This window comes from Pseudomonas sp. LH21 (genome assembly GCF_036549575.1).
GTDB lineage: Bacteria > Pseudomonadota > Gammaproteobacteria > Pseudomonadales > Pseudomonadaceae > Aquipseudomonas > Aquipseudomonas peradeniyensis.
The window spans coordinates 444,792-461,325 of sequence record NZ_CP144367.1 but is presented as its reverse complement, the minus strand read 5'-3'; the positions used below and the strand labels follow the sequence as shown (position 1 = coordinate 461,325).

15 protein-coding genes are annotated in these 16,534 nt (G+C 66.0%); 4 read left to right on the top strand and 11 right to left on the bottom strand.

All coding sequences use genetic code 11. From position 1 onward, the window contains the following. Positions 1–118: 118 nt before the first annotated feature. Both VUG52_RS02195 and VUG52_RS02190 read right to left on the bottom strand, forming a co-directional pair. Positions 119–277 carry a YqaE/Pmp3 family membrane protein gene (locus VUG52_RS02195; protein WP_009681539.1) on the bottom strand — a complete coding sequence of 53 codons (159 nt, stop codon included), beginning with the start codon at positions 275–277 and terminating at the stop codon, positions 119–121. 157 nt (positions 278–434) lie between these two features. Beyond that, the gene (locus tag VUG52_RS02190; protein ID WP_050703486.1) at positions 435–1,712 is read right to left on the bottom strand and encodes an aspartate aminotransferase family protein; all 1,278 of its coding nucleotides are present in this window, start codon (positions 1,710–1,712) and stop codon (positions 435–437) included. Positions 1,713–1,920: 208 nt separating this feature from the next. On the opposite strand from VUG52_RS02190, the gene VUG52_RS02185 reads away from it, so the two are divergent. Continuing rightward, positions 1,921–2,844: a LysR family transcriptional regulator gene (locus tag VUG52_RS02185; protein WP_050703485.1), complete on the top strand. Its 924-nt coding sequence runs from the start codon at positions 1,921–1,923 to the stop codon at positions 2,842–2,844. Positions 2,845–3,231: 387 nt separating this feature from the next. Here the strand turns inward: VUG52_RS02185 and VUG52_RS02180 are convergent, their stop codons facing one another. The 9 genes from VUG52_RS02180 to bioB all read right to left on the bottom strand — a co-directional run bounded on the left by VUG52_RS02180 (position 3,232) and on the right by bioB (position 13,706). Continuing rightward, positions 3,232–5,010: an acyl-CoA dehydrogenase C-terminal domain-containing protein gene (locus VUG52_RS02180; RefSeq protein WP_050703484.1), complete on the bottom strand. Its 1,779-nt coding sequence runs from the start codon at positions 5,008–5,010 to the stop codon at positions 3,232–3,234. A gap of 135 nt (positions 5,011–5,145) precedes the next feature. After that, positions 5,146–6,429 (bottom strand): GGDEF domain-containing protein, encoded by a 1,284-nt coding sequence (locus VUG52_RS02175; protein WP_050703483.1) that lies wholly within the window; start codon positions 6,427–6,429, stop codon positions 5,146–5,148. 358 nt (positions 6,430–6,787) lie between these two features. Beyond that, the gene (locus tag VUG52_RS02170; protein ID WP_050703482.1) at positions 6,788–8,593 is read right to left on the bottom strand and encodes a phenylacyl-CoA dehydrogenase; all 1,806 of its coding nucleotides are present in this window, start codon (positions 8,591–8,593) and stop codon (positions 6,788–6,790) included. Positions 8,594–8,843: 250 nt separating this feature from the next. Beyond that, positions 8,844–9,140: a hypothetical protein gene (locus VUG52_RS02165; protein WP_050703481.1), complete on the bottom strand. Its 297-nt coding sequence runs from the start codon at positions 9,138–9,140 to the stop codon at positions 8,844–8,846. Between the two features lie 109 nt (positions 9,141–9,249). Next, positions 9,250–9,930 carry a dethiobiotin synthase gene (bioD, locus tag VUG52_RS02160; RefSeq protein ID WP_028689066.1) on the bottom strand — a complete coding sequence of 227 codons (681 nt, stop codon included), beginning with the start codon at positions 9,928–9,930 and terminating at the stop codon, positions 9,250–9,252. Between the two features lies 1 nt (position 9,931). Continuing rightward, a complete protein-coding gene (bioC, locus tag VUG52_RS02155; protein WP_220689965.1) occupies positions 9,932–10,756 on the bottom strand; it encodes a malonyl-ACP O-methyltransferase BioC in 825 nt (274 codons plus the stop codon). Then, the gene (locus VUG52_RS02150) at positions 10,749–11,480 is read right to left on the bottom strand and encodes an alpha/beta fold hydrolase (RefSeq protein WP_050703480.1); all 732 of its coding nucleotides are present in this window, start codon (positions 11,478–11,480) and stop codon (positions 10,749–10,751) included. Before VUG52_RS02150 ends, bioC begins: the two co-directional genes overlap by 8 nt. After that, on the bottom strand, positions 11,473–12,645 hold the full coding sequence (gene bioF / locus VUG52_RS02145; RefSeq protein ID WP_050703479.1) for an 8-amino-7-oxononanoate synthase: 1,173 nt from the start codon (positions 12,643–12,645) through the stop codon (positions 11,473–11,475). The genes VUG52_RS02150 and bioF overlap by 8 nt, the downstream gene beginning before the upstream one ends. A 2-nt stretch (positions 12,646–12,647) precedes the next feature. Continuing rightward, positions 12,648–13,706: a biotin synthase BioB gene (bioB, locus tag VUG52_RS02140; RefSeq protein WP_050703478.1), complete on the bottom strand. Its 1,059-nt coding sequence runs from the start codon at positions 13,704–13,706 to the stop codon at positions 12,648–12,650. Between the two features lie 90 nt (positions 13,707–13,796). Here bioB and VUG52_RS02135 point away from each other — a divergent pair, with 90 nt between their 5' ends. The 3 genes from VUG52_RS02135 (at position 13,797) to VUG52_RS02125 (ending at position 16,526) form a co-directional block, all read left to right on the top strand. Beyond that, the gene (locus VUG52_RS02135; RefSeq protein ID WP_050703477.1) at positions 13,797–14,534 is read left to right on the top strand and encodes a ComF family protein; all 738 of its coding nucleotides are present in this window, start codon (positions 13,797–13,799) and stop codon (positions 14,532–14,534) included. Positions 14,535–14,591: 57 nt separating this feature from the next. Further along, positions 14,592–15,356, top strand: coding sequence for a TOBE domain-containing protein (locus VUG52_RS02130; RefSeq protein WP_050703476.1), 765 nt, complete (start codon positions 14,592–14,594; stop codon positions 15,354–15,356). Between the two features lie 195 nt (positions 15,357–15,551). After that, complete coding sequence (locus VUG52_RS02125) at positions 15,552–16,526, top strand: serine/threonine protein kinase (RefSeq protein ID WP_050703475.1); 975 nt, start codon at positions 15,552–15,554, stop codon at positions 16,524–16,526. The last annotated feature ends 8 nt before the right edge of the window (positions 16,527–16,534 follow it).

Here is a 16,534-nt window from a genome sequence, read left to right as displayed (position 1 = left end):
TGTGCCGCGAAAGGGCCGCGAAGCGGCCCCGGCGATCTCTGCTTTGTCGCAGAGATCCTGGGGCTGCTTTGCAGCCCTTTCGCGGCACAAGGCCGCTCCTACAGGGGCCGCGTGTCCCCTAGCGCTTGGCGATGATGTACACCGCATGCACGATCCCGGGGATATAACCCAGCAAGGTCAGCAGGATATTCAGCCAGAACGCCCCGCCGAACCCCACCTGGAGGAACACGCCCAGCGGCGGCAGGATGATGGCGATGATGATGCGGATGAAGTCCATGTGCTGCGCTCCTTGAGGGTGTATCAACACAGACTAGCCGTGCCTCGCAGAGGTTCCACCGGGCAAAAAAAACGCCCCGGGCCATGTATTTCAGGCCAGGGGCGATGCGCAGGAACGCCAGACGGTTCGTTGAAATTCTGTTCGCCGAGGCAACCGGTCAGGCCGGCACTTCGCGGCGGTTGTGCTGTTGGGCGTGCAGGCGGGCGAACGCTCGGGCCAGGCGCAGGAGCATCTCGTCGATATTGCCCTTGCTCACGGTCAGCGCCGGCGAGAACCGCACCACGTCGGCCTGCGGCGCATTGATCAGCAAGCCCTCCTGCAGCGCGGCCTCGACCAGTTGCTCCGCGCTGTCTTCACGCAGTTGCAGCCCCCACAGCAGCCCTTGGCCACGCACCTCGCCCTGGCCGTAGCGACCCGCCAGGCGGCTCAGGCCATCGCGCAGGTGCCGGCCACTGTCCAGCACCTGCTCGAAGAAGCCCGCCTCCAGCACGGTCTGCAATACGGCCAGTCCGGCGGCGCTCATCAGCGCGTTGCCATGGTGGCTGCCTTCCAGCTCGCCCGGCTCGGCGCAGCAGGCGCGGCCACGGGCCAGCAGCGCCGCCAGCGGCACGCCACCGCCCAGGCCTTTGCCGAGGGTGATGATGTCGGCCCGTACGCCGTAGGATTCTTCTGCCAATAAGGCGCCACAGCGTCCTACACCGGTCTGTACTTCATCGAGGATCAGCAGAATCCCCAGTTCACGGCACAGGCGCTCGACACCCTGGAGGTAATCACGGGTGGCCGGGATCACGCCGGCTTCGCCCTGGATCGGCTCGAGCATGATCGCCACGGTGCGCGAGTCGACCGCCGCGTGCAGCGCCGCCAGGTCGTTGAACGGCACCTTGCTGAAGCCCGGCAAGCCGGGCTCGCAGCGGTTGCACGGCAGCGGATCGGAAGCCGACAAGGCCCCCAGGGTGCGGCCATGGCAACCCTGGCTGGCGGTGATGATGTGATAGGCGCCGTTGCGGTGCAGCTGGCCCCACTTGCGCGCCAGCTTGATCGCGCCCTCACAGGCTTCGGCACCGCTGTTGAGCAGGTAGGCCTGGTCGCTGCCGGTGCGCTGGCACAATAGCTCGACCAGGCTCAGCAGGCCGCGGCTGTGATAGCCCGCACCGGGATTGATCAGCGCCTGGGCCTGGTTGCCCAGCGCCTTGACCAGCACGCTCGGGCTGTGGCCCAGGCTGTTGACCGCGCAACCCTGGGTGAAGTCCAGGTAGGCGTGCCCCTCGCTGTCCCACAACCAGGAACCCTGGCCACGCACGAACACCTGCGGTGCACGCTCGGTGCTGGGCATCAGCCGCTCGCGGGAGAGCTGCGCGCCGGCCGGCTCGATCACCGGAGCAGGCTTGGGCTCGGCGACGGCTGGCGCCGAGCGGCGCAGGTTGAACAGGTTCATCGGGGCTCCGGCCAATCACGGGTGGGCGGTCAAGGTTCCGGTCTGGCGCCGGAATCGGATATTTTGCCTTGCCTATCAAAAGTGTTTTTCATCCGGGGTAACAATCGCCTTTATGACCGCTGTAACCCGTTGGAATACGGCGATAGACTAGGCTTCCGGCCGATTCCCGGCCATTTCGTTTTTCCAGCTTTTTCGATAAGTATTACTTATGGATTTTCGCCAACTGCGTTACTTCGTCGCGGTCTACGAAGAAGGCCATGTGGGCCGTGCCGCCGAGCGTCTGTCACTGTCGCAGCCGGCACTGTCGCAGCAGATCCGCCAGCTGGAGCACAGCCTCGACCTGAGCCTGTTCGAGCGCAGCAACAAGCGCCTGCTGCCCACGCTGGCCGCTCACACGCTGTACAACCACGCCGTGCCCCTGCTCGACGGCCTGCAACGGGCCCACGAGGCCATGGGCAACTTCAAGGGCCAGTCGCTGCGCACCCTGGCCATCGGCGTGCTGCAGACCGTGCGGCCGAGCCTGGTGCCGCAGTTGCTGGAGCGGGTGCGCAAGGCCCAGCCGCATCTGGTGGTGCAGATCTATGAACTGTCGGGGTCGGAGATCGAGCGGCGCCTGCTCAATGGCGGCCTGGACATCGGCATCAGCTACCTGCCGCCGCGCCAGCCCGGGCTGCACGGCCTGCTGCTGTACGAGGACGAACTGCAGCTGGTGATCCCCAGGACCCACCCGCTGAAAGACTTCAAGAAGGTCTCGATCCGCCAGGCGGCGGAGCTGCCGATGCTGATGCTCGGCGAGGAGTTCCAGATCCGCCAGATCTGGAAGGCGCAGCTGGCCAGCCAGGGCCGCAGGCCCCAGGTGCAGGCCGAGATGAACAACATGGCGGGGATCCTCGACAGCCTGGCGCACACGGCGCTGGCGACCATCCTGCCGGGCCGGGCCAAGGATGCCGCGCAGGACGAGCAGGAACTGCTGTGGAAGCCCCTGAGCGAGCCGCGGGTTCCGCTCAAGGTCGGCCTGGTGTTCCGCGATGCCCAGCGCCAGCAGGCGTCGGTGGAGCTGCTGCGGACCTTGCTGGAAGAGGAAGCCGACCCGCGTCAGCTGGGTGTCTCGCCACTGGACGTGCTCGGCTGAAAAACACGCGCACAAAGAAAACCCCGCCTAAGCGGGGTTTTCCAGACTGTTTCCCTTCGACATCCCTATCATCCCGCCATCCTGGCAGGAAATCCTTCGTGTCCCTGTTCTATCTTTTCGCGCTTCCTGCGCTACTTCCGTGTAAGGCGTCCTGCTCTGTCCATTGCGCGTCCTGCGCTACGTCCATGTAAGAAAGAGTAACCGTGGATCCAATCTTAGGAAAGAGGCGAAACGTCACCACGTCGTGTAAGCCAAAGCTTACAAAAGCAGCCCATTCGCAAACACGCCGCCCTGACAAAACAAAAGGCCGCCCCTACAGACGGATTGCATCCCCCTTGTAGGAGCGGCCTTGTGCCGCGATGGGCTGCAAAGCAGCCCCAAATATGGTCAGAACTGCGCGGCGTCCAGCAGGTACAGCGACTCGCTCCCCGCCTTCACCGATGCCACCAGCGAGTGAAGCCGTGGCAGCAGGCGTGCGAAGTAGAAGCGCGCCGTGCCCAGCTTGGCGCCGTAGAAGTCGGCATCCCCTTCACCGGCCTTGGCCGCACGCGCCATCAGTGCCCACATGTAGGCATAGGCGACATAGCCGAACGCGTGCAGGTACTCGACCGAGGCCGCGCCGATTTCGTTGGGGTTGCCCTTGGCCTGGTCCAGCACCCAGGCGGTCAGCTCGTCGAGCTGGTCAAGGGATGCCGCCAGCGGCTTGGTGAATTCACCCAGCTCGCCGCCGGCGGTGGCGATGAACTGGCGGATCTCGTCGGCGAACAGCGTGTAGTAGGCGCCGCCGCTGGCCACCACCTTGCGACCTACCAGGTCCAGGGCCTGGATACCGTTGGTGCCTTCGTAGATCTGGGTGATGCGCACATCACGCACCAGCTGCTCCTGGCCCCACTCGCGGATGTAGCCATGGCCGCCGAAGACCTGCTGGCCATGCACGGTGCACTCCAGGCCCAGGTCGGTGAGGAAGGCCTTGGCCACCGGGGTCAGCAGCGCCACCAGCTCCTCGCTGCGCTTGCGGACCGCGACGTCTTCGCTGTACTTGGCGCTGTCGAGCTGCATCGCCACATAGGTGGAGAACGCGCGACCGCCTTCGGTCAGCGCCTTCATGGTCAGCAGCATGCGGCGCACGTCCGGGTGGACGATGATCGGGTCGGCCACCTTGTCCTTGGCCTGCGGGCCGGTCGGGGCACGGCTCTGCAGACGGTCGCGGGCGTACTCCACGGCGTTCTGGTAGGAGCGCTCGGCCGAAGCCAGGCCCTGGATACCGACCCCCAGGCGCTCGTAGTTCATCATGGTGAACATCGCCGCCAGGCCCTTGTTCGGCTCACCAACGATGTAGCCGACCGCTTCGTCGAAGTTCATCACGCAGGTGGCCGAGCCCTGGATACCCATCTTGTGCTCGATCGAGCCGCAGGTGGCCGGGTTGCGTGCGCCGAGGCTGCCATCTTCATTGACCAGGAACTTGGGCACCAGGAACAGCGAGATGCCTTTCGGACCCGCCGGGGCATCCGGCAGCTTGGCCAGCACCAGGTGGATGATGTTCTCGGTGAGGTCGTGCTCACCGCCGGTGATGAAGATCTTGGTGCCGCTGACCTTGTAGCTGCCATCGGCCTGCGGTTCGGCCTTGGTGCGGATGATGCCCAGGTCGGTACCGGCGTGAGGCTCGGTAAGGCACATGGAACCGGCCCAGACGCCGGCGTACATGTTCGGCAGGTACTTTTCCTTGAGCGCTTCACTGGCGTGGGCGTTGATCGACAGGCAGGCGCCGGCGGTCAGCATCGGGTACAGGCCGAAGGCCAGGCTCGAGGCGTTGACCATCTCCTCGACCTGGGCCGAGACGACCTTGGGCATGCCCATGCCACCGAAGAGCGGATCACCACCAACGCCGACCCAGCCCCCTTCGGCGTAAGTCTGGTAGGCCTCGATGAAGCCCGCCGGGGTACGCACCGAACCGTTGTCCCAGTGGCAACCCTCTTCGTCGGCGGCGCGGCTCAGCGGCGCGATGGTCTTGCCGGTGACCTTGCCGGCCTCCTCCAGCACGGCCATGGCCGTGTCCGCATCGACGGCCTCGGCCAGACCGGGCAGTTGCGACCAGAGCGTGGCCACGTCGAAGACTTCATTGAGGACGAAGCGCATATCGCGCAGGGGCGCTTTATATTCAGCCATGACAACCTCTCGCTATCGGGGTCGGGGCGGCCCGTCGGGGCCGCGGCACTGGGATGACCGCAGTGTAACCGAACAACTTTTACGAGACATAGGGTCATCATGCGACCGAATAGTCTTACATGGTCACACGATAATTCACGCCATGCGCACGGCCCCGCGCCGCGATTGCTGGCCGAAGGTCATGACACAGTTGCGCCCCGCGCCCTTGGCGCTGTACAGCGCCTGGTCGGCGGACTTGAGCACTTCGTCGGGATTGCGGTGCTCGACCTGGCGCTCGGCGACGCCGATGCTGATGGTCACCGACACCGTGGTATTGGCCCCTGCGCCACGACGCTGGCGCCCGGTGGAATCATCCTGCGGACGGCTGTTCTGGTCACGCAGCTGGATGGCGTAGTTGGCGATCATCTCGCGCACCGACTCCAGGTGCGGCAGGCACTCTTCGGCAGTCTTGCCGGCGAACACCAGGGCGAACTCCTCGCCGCCGTAGCGATAGGCGCGCCCGCCACCGGTCACCTTGGACAGGCGGCTGGCGACCAGGCGCAATACCTGGTCACCGACGTCGTGGCCGTGGGTGTCGTTGAATTTCTTGAAGTGGTCGACGTCGGTCATGGCGATCACATAGTTGCGCCCCAGGCGCTGCATGCGCTCGTTCAGGGCGCGCCGCCCGGGCAGGCCGGTCAGCTCGTCGCGGAAGGCCATCTGGTAGGCCTCGTGGGACACCGCGGCGGCGATCATCAACATCACCTGGCTGCACATGATGTTCAGGGTGAACGGCAGGATGAAGGTCTTGGGCAACATCCAGAAGATGCCGATCAGGCCGATGATCTGCGCGGCATGCAAGGGTCTGGGCTCACGCAGGTACTGCACCACCAGCAGGATGAACACCGCCAGGAACAGGGCGTAGGCCAGCTGGATCAGGCTCATCCACTGGCCATGCAGCGCGGGCCAGCGGATCTCGGCCAGCCAGCCCAGCAGTGCCTCGGGGAAACTCTGCTCCAGCGCCACCGCCACGCTGCTCACCGCGAACAGTACGGCGAAGCGTGCCAGCAGGTCCTGGGCCAGGTGGGTGCGTTCCTGCCACGCCCCGTACAGGCCGAACAGCGCCGGCAGCAGCAGGCACACCAGGTGGAAGATCACCGCCGCATCCTCGCGGACCCGGCCGTTGTCGCGGTAGAAATCGGTCTGGGTATCGAGCAGGAAATAGGCGATGTACACCGTGACCATCAGGAACAGCTCGCGCTGGCGGCGGTACACGGCGCAGTAGGCGCCACCCAGCAGCAGCACCAAGGTGGGTAGAACGTTGAACAGCGATGTGAAGAAGACGCTGAGGTCCCTCACATAGGCTGCCGCAAGCCCTGCCAGCAATAGAATCAGCGAAGGCAGGAAGTGGCTCGCGCGTACAGCGGATAGACGAAACAAGGGTAATCTCCGACCCGGCAGATCAATAATGGCATTGTGCCCCTACTTCATCGGCAGTGCACATGAATAGATGAATACAGATGCCCGCTTTAACGGCAGATCAGGGGCCAAGCTTGAGACTTTCTCGTTACTGGATGCGACATTCCTGATTTCGCCCGATCCCTGTAGGAGCGGCCTTGTGTCGCGAAAGGGCTGCAGAGCAGCCCCGGCGATCTTTGCATCAATGCTGAAATCCTGGGGCTGCTGCGCAGCCCTTTCGCGGCACAAGGCCGCTCCTACAGAGGGCACGCGTTAAAGTCCGGGCGAAAAAAAACCGCCTGCCGGTAAGGGCAGGCGGTTTTTCGTACAACCAACCGGCTTAGATGGACAGACCGAAGTCTTCTTCCTTCATCGCCATCAGGTTGTTGGCACCGGACAGGATCGCCGCCACGTGCGAGCGGGTACGCGGCAGGATGCGCTGGAAGTAGAAGCGCGCAGTCTGCAGCTTGGCGGTGTAGAACGCCTCTTCGCTGGTACCGGCTGCCAGTTTCTCGGCGGCCAGGCGGGCGATGTCGGCCCAGAAGTAGGCCAGGCACGCGTAGCCGGAGTACATCAGGTAGTCCACCGAAGCAGCACCCACTTCCTCGCGGTCCTTCATCGCGGCCATGCCGATCTTCATGGTCAGCTCGCCCCACTCCTTGTTGATCGCCGCCAACGGCTCGACGAACTCCTTGGTGGCGGCGTTGCCTTCCTGCCCCTGGCAGAACTTGTGGACGATCTTGGTGAAGCCCTTGAGCGCCTCGCCCTGGGTCATCAGCACTTTACGGCCGAGCAGGTCGAGGGCCTGGATGCCGGTGGTGCCTTCGTACAGCATGGAGATACGGCTGTCGCGCACGTTCTGCTCCATGCCCCACTCGGCGATGAAGCCATGGCCGCCGTAGATCTGGACGCCGTGGTTGGCGGCCTCGAAGCCGACTTCGGTCATGAACGCCTTGGCGATCGGGGTCAGGAAGGCCAGCAGGGCGTCGGCCTTCTTGCGCTCTTCCTCGTCCTGGCTGTACTTGACGATGTCCACCTGCTTGGCGGTGAAGTACACCATCGCGCGGTTGCCTTCGGCGAAGGCCTTCATGGTCAGCAGCATGCGACGCACGTCCGGGTGGACGATGATCGGGTCAGCGGCCTTGTCCGGTGCTTTCGGACCGGTCAGCGAGCGCATCTGCAGGCGGTCACGGGCGTACTTCAGGCCACCCTGGAACGCCACCTCGGCGTGGGCCAGGCCTTGCAGCGCGGTACCCAGGCGAGCGGTGTTCATGAAGGTGAACATGCAGTTCAGGCCTTTGTTGGCCGGGCCGATCAGGTAGCCGGTGGCGCCGTCGAAGTTCATCACACAGGTGGCGTTGCCGTGGATGCCCATCTTGTGCTCGAGGGAGCCACAGCTCACGCCGTTGCGCTCGCCCGCGCCGCCTTCGGCGTTGGGCAGGAACTTCGGCACGATGAACAGCGAGATACCCTTGGTGCCGGCCGGAGCGTCGGGCAGGCGGGCCAGGACGATGTGGACGATGTTGTCGGCCATGTCGTGCTCACCGGCCGAGATGAAGATCTTGGTGCCGGAAACCTTGTAGCTGCCGTCGGCCTGAGGTTCGGCCTTGGTGCGCAGCATGCCCAGGTCGGTGCCGCAGTGTGGCTCGGTCAGGCACATGGTGCCGGTCCACTCACCGGACACCAGCTTGGTCAGGTAGGTGTGCTGCTGCTCGGGGGTGCCATGGGCGGAGATGGTGTTCATCGCGCCATGGGACAGGCCCGGGTACATGCCCCACGACCAGTTCGACTCACCGACCATTTCGCTCAGGGCCAGGCCCAGCGACTCGGGCAGGCCCTGGCCGCCGTGCTCGACATCGTGGGCCAGGCTCGGCCAGCCGCCTTCGACGAACTGCTGGTAGGCTTCCTTGAAGCCGGTCGGGGTCTTCACACCCGACTCGCTCCAGGTGCAGCCTTCCAGGTCGCCGACGCGGTTCAGCGGGGCCAGCACCTCTTCACAGAACTTCGCGCCTTCTTCCAGGATCGCGTCGACCATGTCGGGCGTGGCGTCCTGGCAGCCCGGCAGGCTCTGATAGTGCGCCTCATAGCCGAGCAGCTCGTCGCGGACGAAGCGGATATCACGCAAGGGGGCTTTGTAATCAGGCATTGCGATGAACCTCTGTGATGAGTTCGGTGGGGAGACCGCGGATACCGACCAGCTCTTTGCGGCTTTCGGTCAAACAGTTGTTTGAAACTTACGTTTAGGTGGCCTCGCTGTCAAGGTGGGCTAACAATGGCATTTACGCCGCCGAATATGACATTTACGCCAAGCACCCTCAAACGCATCGCGGGGCAAGCCCGCTCCCACGAATGGAAGCGGGCTTGCCCCGCGAAGTAAGCGAATGTGTTTCAGCGGGTCAGACGTAGGTGTCGATGAACCGACCGAGCATTTCATCGGAAGCCTTGGCGACTTTGGCACCGAGTTCGACTTCGTGCTTGCCCAGGGCCAGTTGCACGGTACTGGTGGCCAGGTCCAGTTGCTGGCTGCGGTCGACACCACGCAGGCGCTCGGCCTGGTATTCGGTGGACTGCCCGCTGGTGCCACGCTCGACAGCGCCGCTGGCGATCTGCTGGGCGGCCTGGTCGACACGGTTCTGGCCGTTCTGGATGGCACCCAGGCCCGCGTAGAAGGCGGAGCTCGCATTGATTTCCATGTCAGGACTCCATGACGCTGGATGAGGAACAGGCCTTATTAAAGCAGCACATCGGGAAAAAGGCCCGTTTAAATCCCTAATAGCCTAGTGCCAGCTAATAGGCAAAGGCCTAATCCAGCAGGTCCAGCTGCAAATGCGCAGCCACCGCGTCCGCGCCAGCCTGCTTCAACCACGGCACCCGTCCCAGGCATGGCGCGGGCAGGCGCTCGGCCAGGCTGGACAGGTTTTCTTCCAGGCGCGATGTACGCGGATCGACGATGTTCGCCACCCATCCCGCCAGTTGCAGGCCGTCCCGGGCGATCGCCTCGGCGCTCAGCAAGGCGTGGTTGATGCACCCCAGGCGCACCCCCACCACCAGGATCACCGGTAGCTTCAAGGCGATGGCCAAGTCCGACAGGTTGGCATGGTCGGACAGCGGCACGCGCCAGCCACCGGCGCCTTCGATCAAGGTGAAGTCGGCGTGCTGCGCCAGCACCTGCTGCATGGCATCGCGCAGCGCCGGCACGCTCAGCGCCACCCCGGCCTCGCGGGCCGCCACATGCGGGGCGATGGCCGGCTCGAAGGCGAAGGGATTGACCGCTTCATAGGGCAGCTTGACCGAGCTTTCGTCGATCAGCGCCAAGGCGTCGCTGTTGCGCAGCCCCTTGGCCGTCACCACGCACCCGGACGCCACCGGCTTGGCCGCCAGGGTGCTCAACCCCAGCTGCCGCGCTGCATGCAGCAAACCTGCGGCGATGGTGGTCTTGCCGACATCGGTGTCGGTGCCGGCAATGAAATAGGCCTGGCTCATGTCACTGCTCCCCGTCCAACGGCTTGCGCAGGACGCCGTAGACCACCTGGTAGGTGGCCGGCAGGCCTTGCGCCTGGCGGTACTGTTCGTAGGCCTGCAACAGCCCCTGCATCCGCGCCCGACCGGTGAGCCCCGACGGACGCCCCGGGTTGAGGTTGTGCGCACCCAGCGCCTTGAGTTCATGGGTCAGGCTGCGCACGTCGGGATAATGCAGCACGTGGGGGCGCCGCTCCAGGTCGATCAGCTCCAGCCCGCTGTCACCGCACAGGCGCTGGTAATCCTCGAAACGCCGGAAGCGATTGACGTGCACCATGCCATCCACGGCCTGCCAGCTGGCGCGCAACTCATCCAGGGTACCCACGCACAGGCTGCTGAAGGCCAGCACACCGCCTGGGCGCAGCACCCGCCGCGCCTCGCCCAGCACGCTGGCGAACTGACCGCACCACTGCACCGCCAGGCTGCTGAACAACAGGTCGACACAACCATCGCGCAACGGCAGGCGCTCGGCGTCACCCGCCACATGGTGCCGGGCGCCGCCCTGCTCACGGGCATGGCGCAACATGCCTTCGGCGATATCCACCGCCACGCCACTCGATTGCGCGAAACGCTCGGTCAGCACCCGGCTGAAATGGCCGGTGCCGCTGCCCATGTCCAGCCAGCGCGCAGGCGCAAGGTCGCTGGGCAGCTTTTCCAGCAGCGCCATGCCTACCGCGCGCTGCAAGGCCGCGACGCTGTCATAGCTGGACGCGGCGCGGGAAAACGAAGCCGCCACCTGGCGCTTGTCCGGCAAGGTGCCGGGCAGGGTGGGCTGGGAAAGGTCAGTCATCGCCACTCTCATGCAGGAAACTCTTGATGCCCGCCGCCAGCTCCTGGGGATACTCCAGCAGGAAGGCGTGGGAACTGTCTTCGACCAGGCCGACTTCCACGTCGGGCAGCAGGTCGCTCAGGGCCTTGGCTGCTTCCACCGGCACCAGCGCGTCACTGCCGGCGAACAGGTGCAGCTGCGGGCCGCCGTATTGCTCCAGGGCGGTGCGGGTATCGAGGCTGGCCAGCACTTCCAGTCCGGTGGCCAGGTACAGCGGATCGGTGTCGGGCACGCCCACCCCCAGCTGCCGCAGCAAGGTGCGGGGTTGCTGCGCGCCCTCGCTGCACAGGGTGCGGAAGCGCTTGAGGGTGACATGGGTGTGGCTGCGGCAGCCGTCGAGGAAGGTGCCGAAGGTGTCGGCGGGCATGCCGTGCGGCCAGTCCGGCCGGGCCACGAAGCTGGGGTTGCTGGCCAGGGTGAGCAAGCCGCAGCAGTGGTCGCCGCGCTGGTGCGCCAGGGCGCTGGCAAGCATGCCGCCGAGCGACCAGCCGCCCAGCCACACGTCGGTCGGCAGCTTGCGGTCGAGATGGTCGACCCAGGCCTGGACATCGCTGTGGGCCAGTTCCGGCAGCGGCATCAACTCGACCTGCAGGCGTGGATCCTGGGCGCGCAGGCTGGCGGCCAGCGGCTCCAGTGAAGCGGTGCCCAGGCCCCAGCCGGGCAGGAGGATCAGTCGGTTACGCATCGGCGGACTCCAGCTGTGGATAACACTCGGCCAATGCATTCAACAATAGCTGCACCTGCGCCTCACTGTGGGCAGCGCTCAGGGTCACCCGCAGGCGGGCGCTGCCGGCGGGCACGGTGGGCGGGCGAATCGCCGTGACCAGCAGCCCGCGCTCGCGCAGCAAACGGGACAATGCCAGCGCCCGCCCCGCATCGCCGATCAGGATCGGCTGGATCGCGGTGTAGCTGTCCATCAGGGTCAGGCCTATCTGCTCGGCGCCCGTGCGGAACTGCCGGATCAGCGCGGCCAGGTGTTCGCGCCGCCAGTGTTCGCGACGCAGCAAGTCCAGGGCCTTGAGCGTGGCGCAGGCCAGTGCCGGTGGCTGGCTGGTGGTGTAGATGTAGGGCCGTGCGAACTGCACCAGCGCCTCGATCAGCTCCTCGCTGCCGGCGACGAAGGCGCCGGAGGTACCGCAGGCCTTGCCCAGCGTGCCGATCAGCACCGGCACGTCCTCGACACCCAGGCCGCAATGCTCGACCAGGCCACCGCCATTGGCGCCCAAGGTTCCCAGGCCATGAGCGTCATCGACCATCAGCCAGGCACCGCGTGCGCGGGCCTCCTTGGCCAGGGCCGGCAGGTCGGCGCAGTCGCCATCCATGCTGAACACGCCGTCGGTGACAACCAGGGTGTTGCCGCTGGCCTTGTCCAGGCGGCTGGCCAGGCTGGCCGGGTCGTTGTGCAGGTAGCGGCTGAAGCGGGCGCCACTGAGCAGTCCACCGTCGAGCAGGGAGGCGTGGTTGAGGCGGTCCTGCAGCACCGTGTCGCCCTGCCCGACCAGCGCGGTGATCGCGCCGAGGTTGGCCATGTAGCCGGTGGAGAACAGCAGCGCGCGCGGCCGGCCCGTCAGCTCGGCCAGCGCCTCCTCCACCTGATGGTGCGGGGTGCTGTGGCCGATCACCAGGTGCGAGGCACCGCCGCCGACACCCCAGCGTTCGGCGCCGTCGCGCCAGGCCTTGATCACCTCGGGGTGATTGGCCAGGCCCAGGTAGTCGTTACTGCAGAAGGCCAGCAGCGGCTGGCCATCGACCACCACCTGCGGCCCCTGCGGGCTTTCAAGCAGCGGTCGCTGGCGATACAGGTCGGCGGCACGCCGTTCGGCCAGCCGCGCGGCGAGATCGAAGGCCATGCTCAGGCCGAGGCTGCGTCGTAGAACAACTCGCTGCTGCGCTGCTCGACCAGCGCCTGCTCGATGGCGGCCTGGTGCACTTCGTCAGCGTGCTCCTCACGGGCTTCCGGCTGGATACCGAGGCGGGCAAACAGCTGCATGTCCTTGTCGGCCTGCGGGTTGCCGGTGGTCAGCAGTTTCTCGCCGTAGAAGATCGAGTTGGCGCCGGCCATGAACGCCAGGGCCTGCATCTGCTCGTTCATCTGCTCGCGACCGGCCGACAGGCGCACATGGGACTTGGGCATGAGGATCCGGGCCACGGCCAGCATGCGGATGAAATCGAACGGATCGACGTCCTCTTCATCGGCCAGCGGCGTGCCGGCGACCTTGACCAGCATGTTGATCGGCACCGATTCCGGGTGCTCGGGCAGGTTGGCCAGCTGGATCAAGAGGCCGGCGCGGTCGTCCAGAGACTCGCCCATACCGAGGATGCCGCCGGAGCAGATCTTCATGCCGGCATCGCGCACATAGGCCAGGGTCTGCAGGCGCTCGCTGTAGGTGCGGGTGGTGATGATGCTGCCGTAGAACTCCGGCGAGGTGTCGAGGTTGTGGTTGTAGTAGTCCAGGCCGGCCTGGGCCAGGGCCTGGGTCTGCTCCTGGTCGAGCTTGCCGAGGGTCATGCAGGTTTCCAGGCCCATGGCCTTGACCCCTTTGACCATCTCCAGCACGTAGGGCATGTCCTTGGCCGACGGGTGCTTCCACGCCGCGCCCATGCAGAAGCGGGTCGAACCGATGGCCTTGGCCCGGGCGGCCTCTTCCAGCACTTTCTGCACTTCCATCAGCTTCTGTTTTTCCAGCCCGGTGTTGTAGTGGCCGGACTGCGGACAATATTTGCAATCTTCCGGGCAGGCGCCGGTCTTGATCGACAGCAGCGTGGAAACCTGCACGCGATTGGGGTCGAAGTGCGCGCGGTGCATGGTCTGGGCCTGGAACAGCAGGTCGTTGAACGGCTGCTGGAACAGGGCCTTGACCTCGGCCAGGGACCAGTCGTGACGTGTGGTTGCAATTGCGCTGGCGCTCATCGGCGTTTCCTTATCTATGGTCTGACTGACGCCGGGACAGGAAAACCCACCAGCGCATCACGGATAGCTCGCATAGTTACGGAAGGCCTCATGCACTGTCAACCAATCAAGAACCCGCTGGTTTACATCTGTACAAATAACGACCAGATCTGTTTGCTCTGCGACGAGCCTGCCGAGCAGCCCTATCCCTTGTGCAGCGCCTGCGAACAGGCACTGCCATGGCTGGACGAGCAGTGCCGCCGCTGCGCGTTGCCCCTACCCATCGACGGCCTTCTCTGCGGTGGCTGCAGCCGCCGCCCTCCCGCATTCAGCCGAGTGATCGCGCCCTGGCATTACGGTTTTCCCATCGACACCCTGGTCAGCCGTTTCAAGCACAACAGCCAGTGGCCGCTGGGGCGGTTGCTGGCGCAGTTGCTCGGGCACAGCCTGACGCACCGCTACAACGAAGGTCTGCCACGGCCGGACCGCCTGTTGCCGGTGCCGCTGGCCAGGCGTCGACTGCGCCAGCGCGGCTTCAACCAGGCGGCGATGCTCGCCCGCTGGCTCGCCGGGCAACTGCGCCTGCCCTGTGACGAGGGCCTGCTCCAGCGTGTGCGCGATACCCCGGCGCAGCAGGCCCTCGGCGCCCGGGCCCGGCAACGCAACCTGCGTCAGGCCTTCGCCCTTGCCCCCGGCTGCGAGCTAGACGGCCTGCACCTGGCAATGGTCGATGACGTGCTGACCACCGGGGCGACCGCCCAGGCCATCGCCCGGCTGCTGCGCCAGGCCGGCGCCCGGCGGGTCGACATCTACTGCCTGGCGCGCACGCCCAGGCCGGGCCAGGCTTGACTTGCCCCGGTGACGGCGGCAACGTCGCGGGACCTACACCACACCCGATGCCCACCCATGTCCCTGCCTGCCCTGCTCACCCAGCACATCGTCCGTCGTCCACAGCGCATCGCCCTGTTGCAGCATGTCGCCGAACAGGGCTCGATCACCCGCGCCGCCAAGGCCGCGGGCATCAGCTACAAAGCCGCCTGGGACGCCATCGACGAACTCAACAACCTGGCGGCGCAGCCCCTGGTGGAACGCAGCACCGGCGGTCGCGGCGGCGGTGGCGCACGGCTGTCCGCCGAAGGCGAGCGGGTATTGCGCCTGTACCAGCGCCTGCAGGCGCTGCAGGCGGAGATTCTCGAATCCGCCGAGGACAGCAGCGACCTCGACCTGCTCGGCCGCCTGATGCTGCGCACCAGTGCGCGCAACCAGTTGCAGGGACGGATCAGCGGGCTGCGCCGCGAAGGCCGGCATGACCGCGTCAGCCTGGACCTGGGTGGCGGGCTGGAGATCGAGGCCTTGATCACCCGGGGCAGTACCGAGCGGCTGGAACTGGCGTGGGGGGGGACGGTGGTGGCGCTGCTCAAGGCCGGATGGGTGCGGTTGCTGGGCGCGGATGAGACGCCGGAGCCTGGGAGCAACTGCCTGAAGGCCAAGGTCGAGGAGGTGCTGATCGAAGAAGGCGGGCCGGGCGAAGTGCGCCTGGCGCTGGGCAATGGCCAGACCTTGTGCGCCATCGCCGAGGCGGCCTGGCTGGAGCTGCAGCAGGTCCAGCCGGGGAGCGCCCTGCGGGTACAGTTTCATCCGTCGTTCGTGTTGCTGGGGGTGCCGGTCTAGTCTGGCCGTGCGCTACGCGCCCGGATCGCGGGGCAAGCCCGCTCCCACGCTGTTGATGGTCGCAACCTGGCGCCCTGTGCGACCGCGCAGCCCAAAAGGGCTGGGTGATCTCCCATGCCTGCATCGACTCATGAGCGGGCCAGCCTTGGGATTGGGGTAACATGCAGGCCGCAGTCCCAGCGACCGGAGCCTTTCATGTCCCACCCCTTCGACACCCTCACCCCCGACCTCGTGCTGGACGCCGTGGAAAGCCTCGGTTTTCTCAGCGACGCCCGGGTGCTGGCGCTCAACAGCTACGAGAACCGCGTCTACCAGGTGGGCATCGAGGACGCGCAGCCGCTGATCGCCAAGTTCTATCGCCCTGGGCGCTGGAGCGACGCGGCGATCCTCGAGGAACACGCCTTCACCCGCGAGCTGGCCGAGTGCGAAGTGCCGGTGGTGGCGCCACTGCTGCACGAAGACCGCTCCCTGTTCGAGCACCAGGGTTTTCGCTTCACCCTGTTCCCGCGCCGTGGCGGCCATGCCCCGGAGCCGGGCAACCTCGACCAGCTCTATCGCCTCGGGCAGCTGCTCGGGCGACTGCACGCGGTAGGTGCGAGCAAACCCTTCGAGCACCGTGAAGCCCTGGCTGTGGACAACTTTGGCCACGCCTCGCTCAAGACCTTGCTCGACGGCAATTTCGTGCCCCGCGAGTTGCTGCCGGCCTATGAATCGGTGGCCCGCGACCTGCTCAAGCGGATCGAGGATATCTACGCCCGCACCCCGCACCAGCTGATCCGCCTGCACGGCGACCTGCACCCCGGCAACCTGATGCACCGTGACGACGTCTACCACGTGGTCGACCTCGACGACTGCAGCATGGGCCCGGCCGTCCAGGACCTGTGGATGATGCTCGCCGGCGGCCGCGAAGAGCGGCTCGGCCAACTGGCCGAACTGATCGACGGCTACAACGAGTTCCACGACTTCGACCCGCGTGAGCTGGCCCTGATCGAGCCACTGCGCGCCCTGCGCCAGTTGCACTACAGCGCCTGGCTGGCGCGGCGCTGGGACGATCCGGCGTTCCCGCCGAGCTTCCCCTGGTTCGGCCAGCCGCGCTACTGGGGCGACCAGATACTCGCCCTGCGCGAACAGATCGCCGCGCTCGATGAACAACCGTTGAAATTGTTCTAGGTCTACGC

Bases quoted from the DNA above. Each gene is read 5' to 3' on its own strand.
- VUG52_RS02135 (WP_050703477.1), top strand. From the start codon at position 13,797: ATGCACTGTCAACCAATCAAGAACCCGCTGGTTTACATCTGTACAAAT.
- bioD (WP_028689066.1), bottom strand. From the start codon at position 9,930: ATGAGCCAGGCCTATTTCATTGCCGGCACCGACACCGATGTCGGCAAG.
- VUG52_RS02190 (WP_050703486.1), bottom strand. From the start codon at position 1,712: ATGAACCTGTTCAACCTGCGCCGCTCGGCGCCAGCCGTCGCCGAGCCC.
- bioF (WP_050703479.1), bottom strand. From the start codon at position 12,645: ATGGCCTTCGATCTCGCCGCGCGGCTGGCCGAACGGCGTGCCGCCGAC.
- VUG52_RS02130 (WP_050703476.1), top strand. From the start codon at position 14,592: ATGTCCCTGCCTGCCCTGCTCACCCAGCACATCGTCCGTCGTCCACAG.
- bioC (WP_220689965.1), bottom strand. From the start codon at position 10,756: ATGACTGACCTTTCCCAGCCCACCCTGCCCGGCACCTTGCCGGACAAG.
- VUG52_RS02195 (WP_009681539.1), bottom strand. From the start codon at position 277: ATGGACTTCATCCGCATCATCATCGCCATCATCCTGCCGCCGCTGGGC.
- VUG52_RS02150 (WP_050703480.1), bottom strand. From the start codon at position 11,480: ATGCGTAACCGACTGATCCTCCTGCCCGGCTGGGGCCTGGGCACCGCT.
- VUG52_RS02185 (WP_050703485.1), top strand. From the start codon at position 1,921: ATGGATTTTCGCCAACTGCGTTACTTCGTCGCGGTCTACGAAGAAGGC.
- VUG52_RS02180 (WP_050703484.1), bottom strand. From the start codon at position 5,010: ATGGCTGAATATAAAGCGCCCCTGCGCGATATGCGCTTCGTCCTCAAT.
- VUG52_RS02125 (WP_050703475.1), top strand. From the start codon at position 15,552: ATGTCCCACCCCTTCGACACCCTCACCCCCGACCTCGTGCTGGACGCC.
- bioB (WP_050703478.1), bottom strand. From the start codon at position 13,706: ATGAGCGCCAGCGCAATTGCAACCACACGTCACGACTGGTCCCTGGCC.
- VUG52_RS02165 (WP_050703481.1), bottom strand. From the start codon at position 9,140: ATGGAAATCAATGCGAGCTCCGCCTTCTACGCGGGCCTGGGTGCCATC.
- VUG52_RS02170 (WP_050703482.1), bottom strand. From the start codon at position 8,593: ATGCCTGATTACAAAGCCCCCTTGCGTGATATCCGCTTCGTCCGCGAC.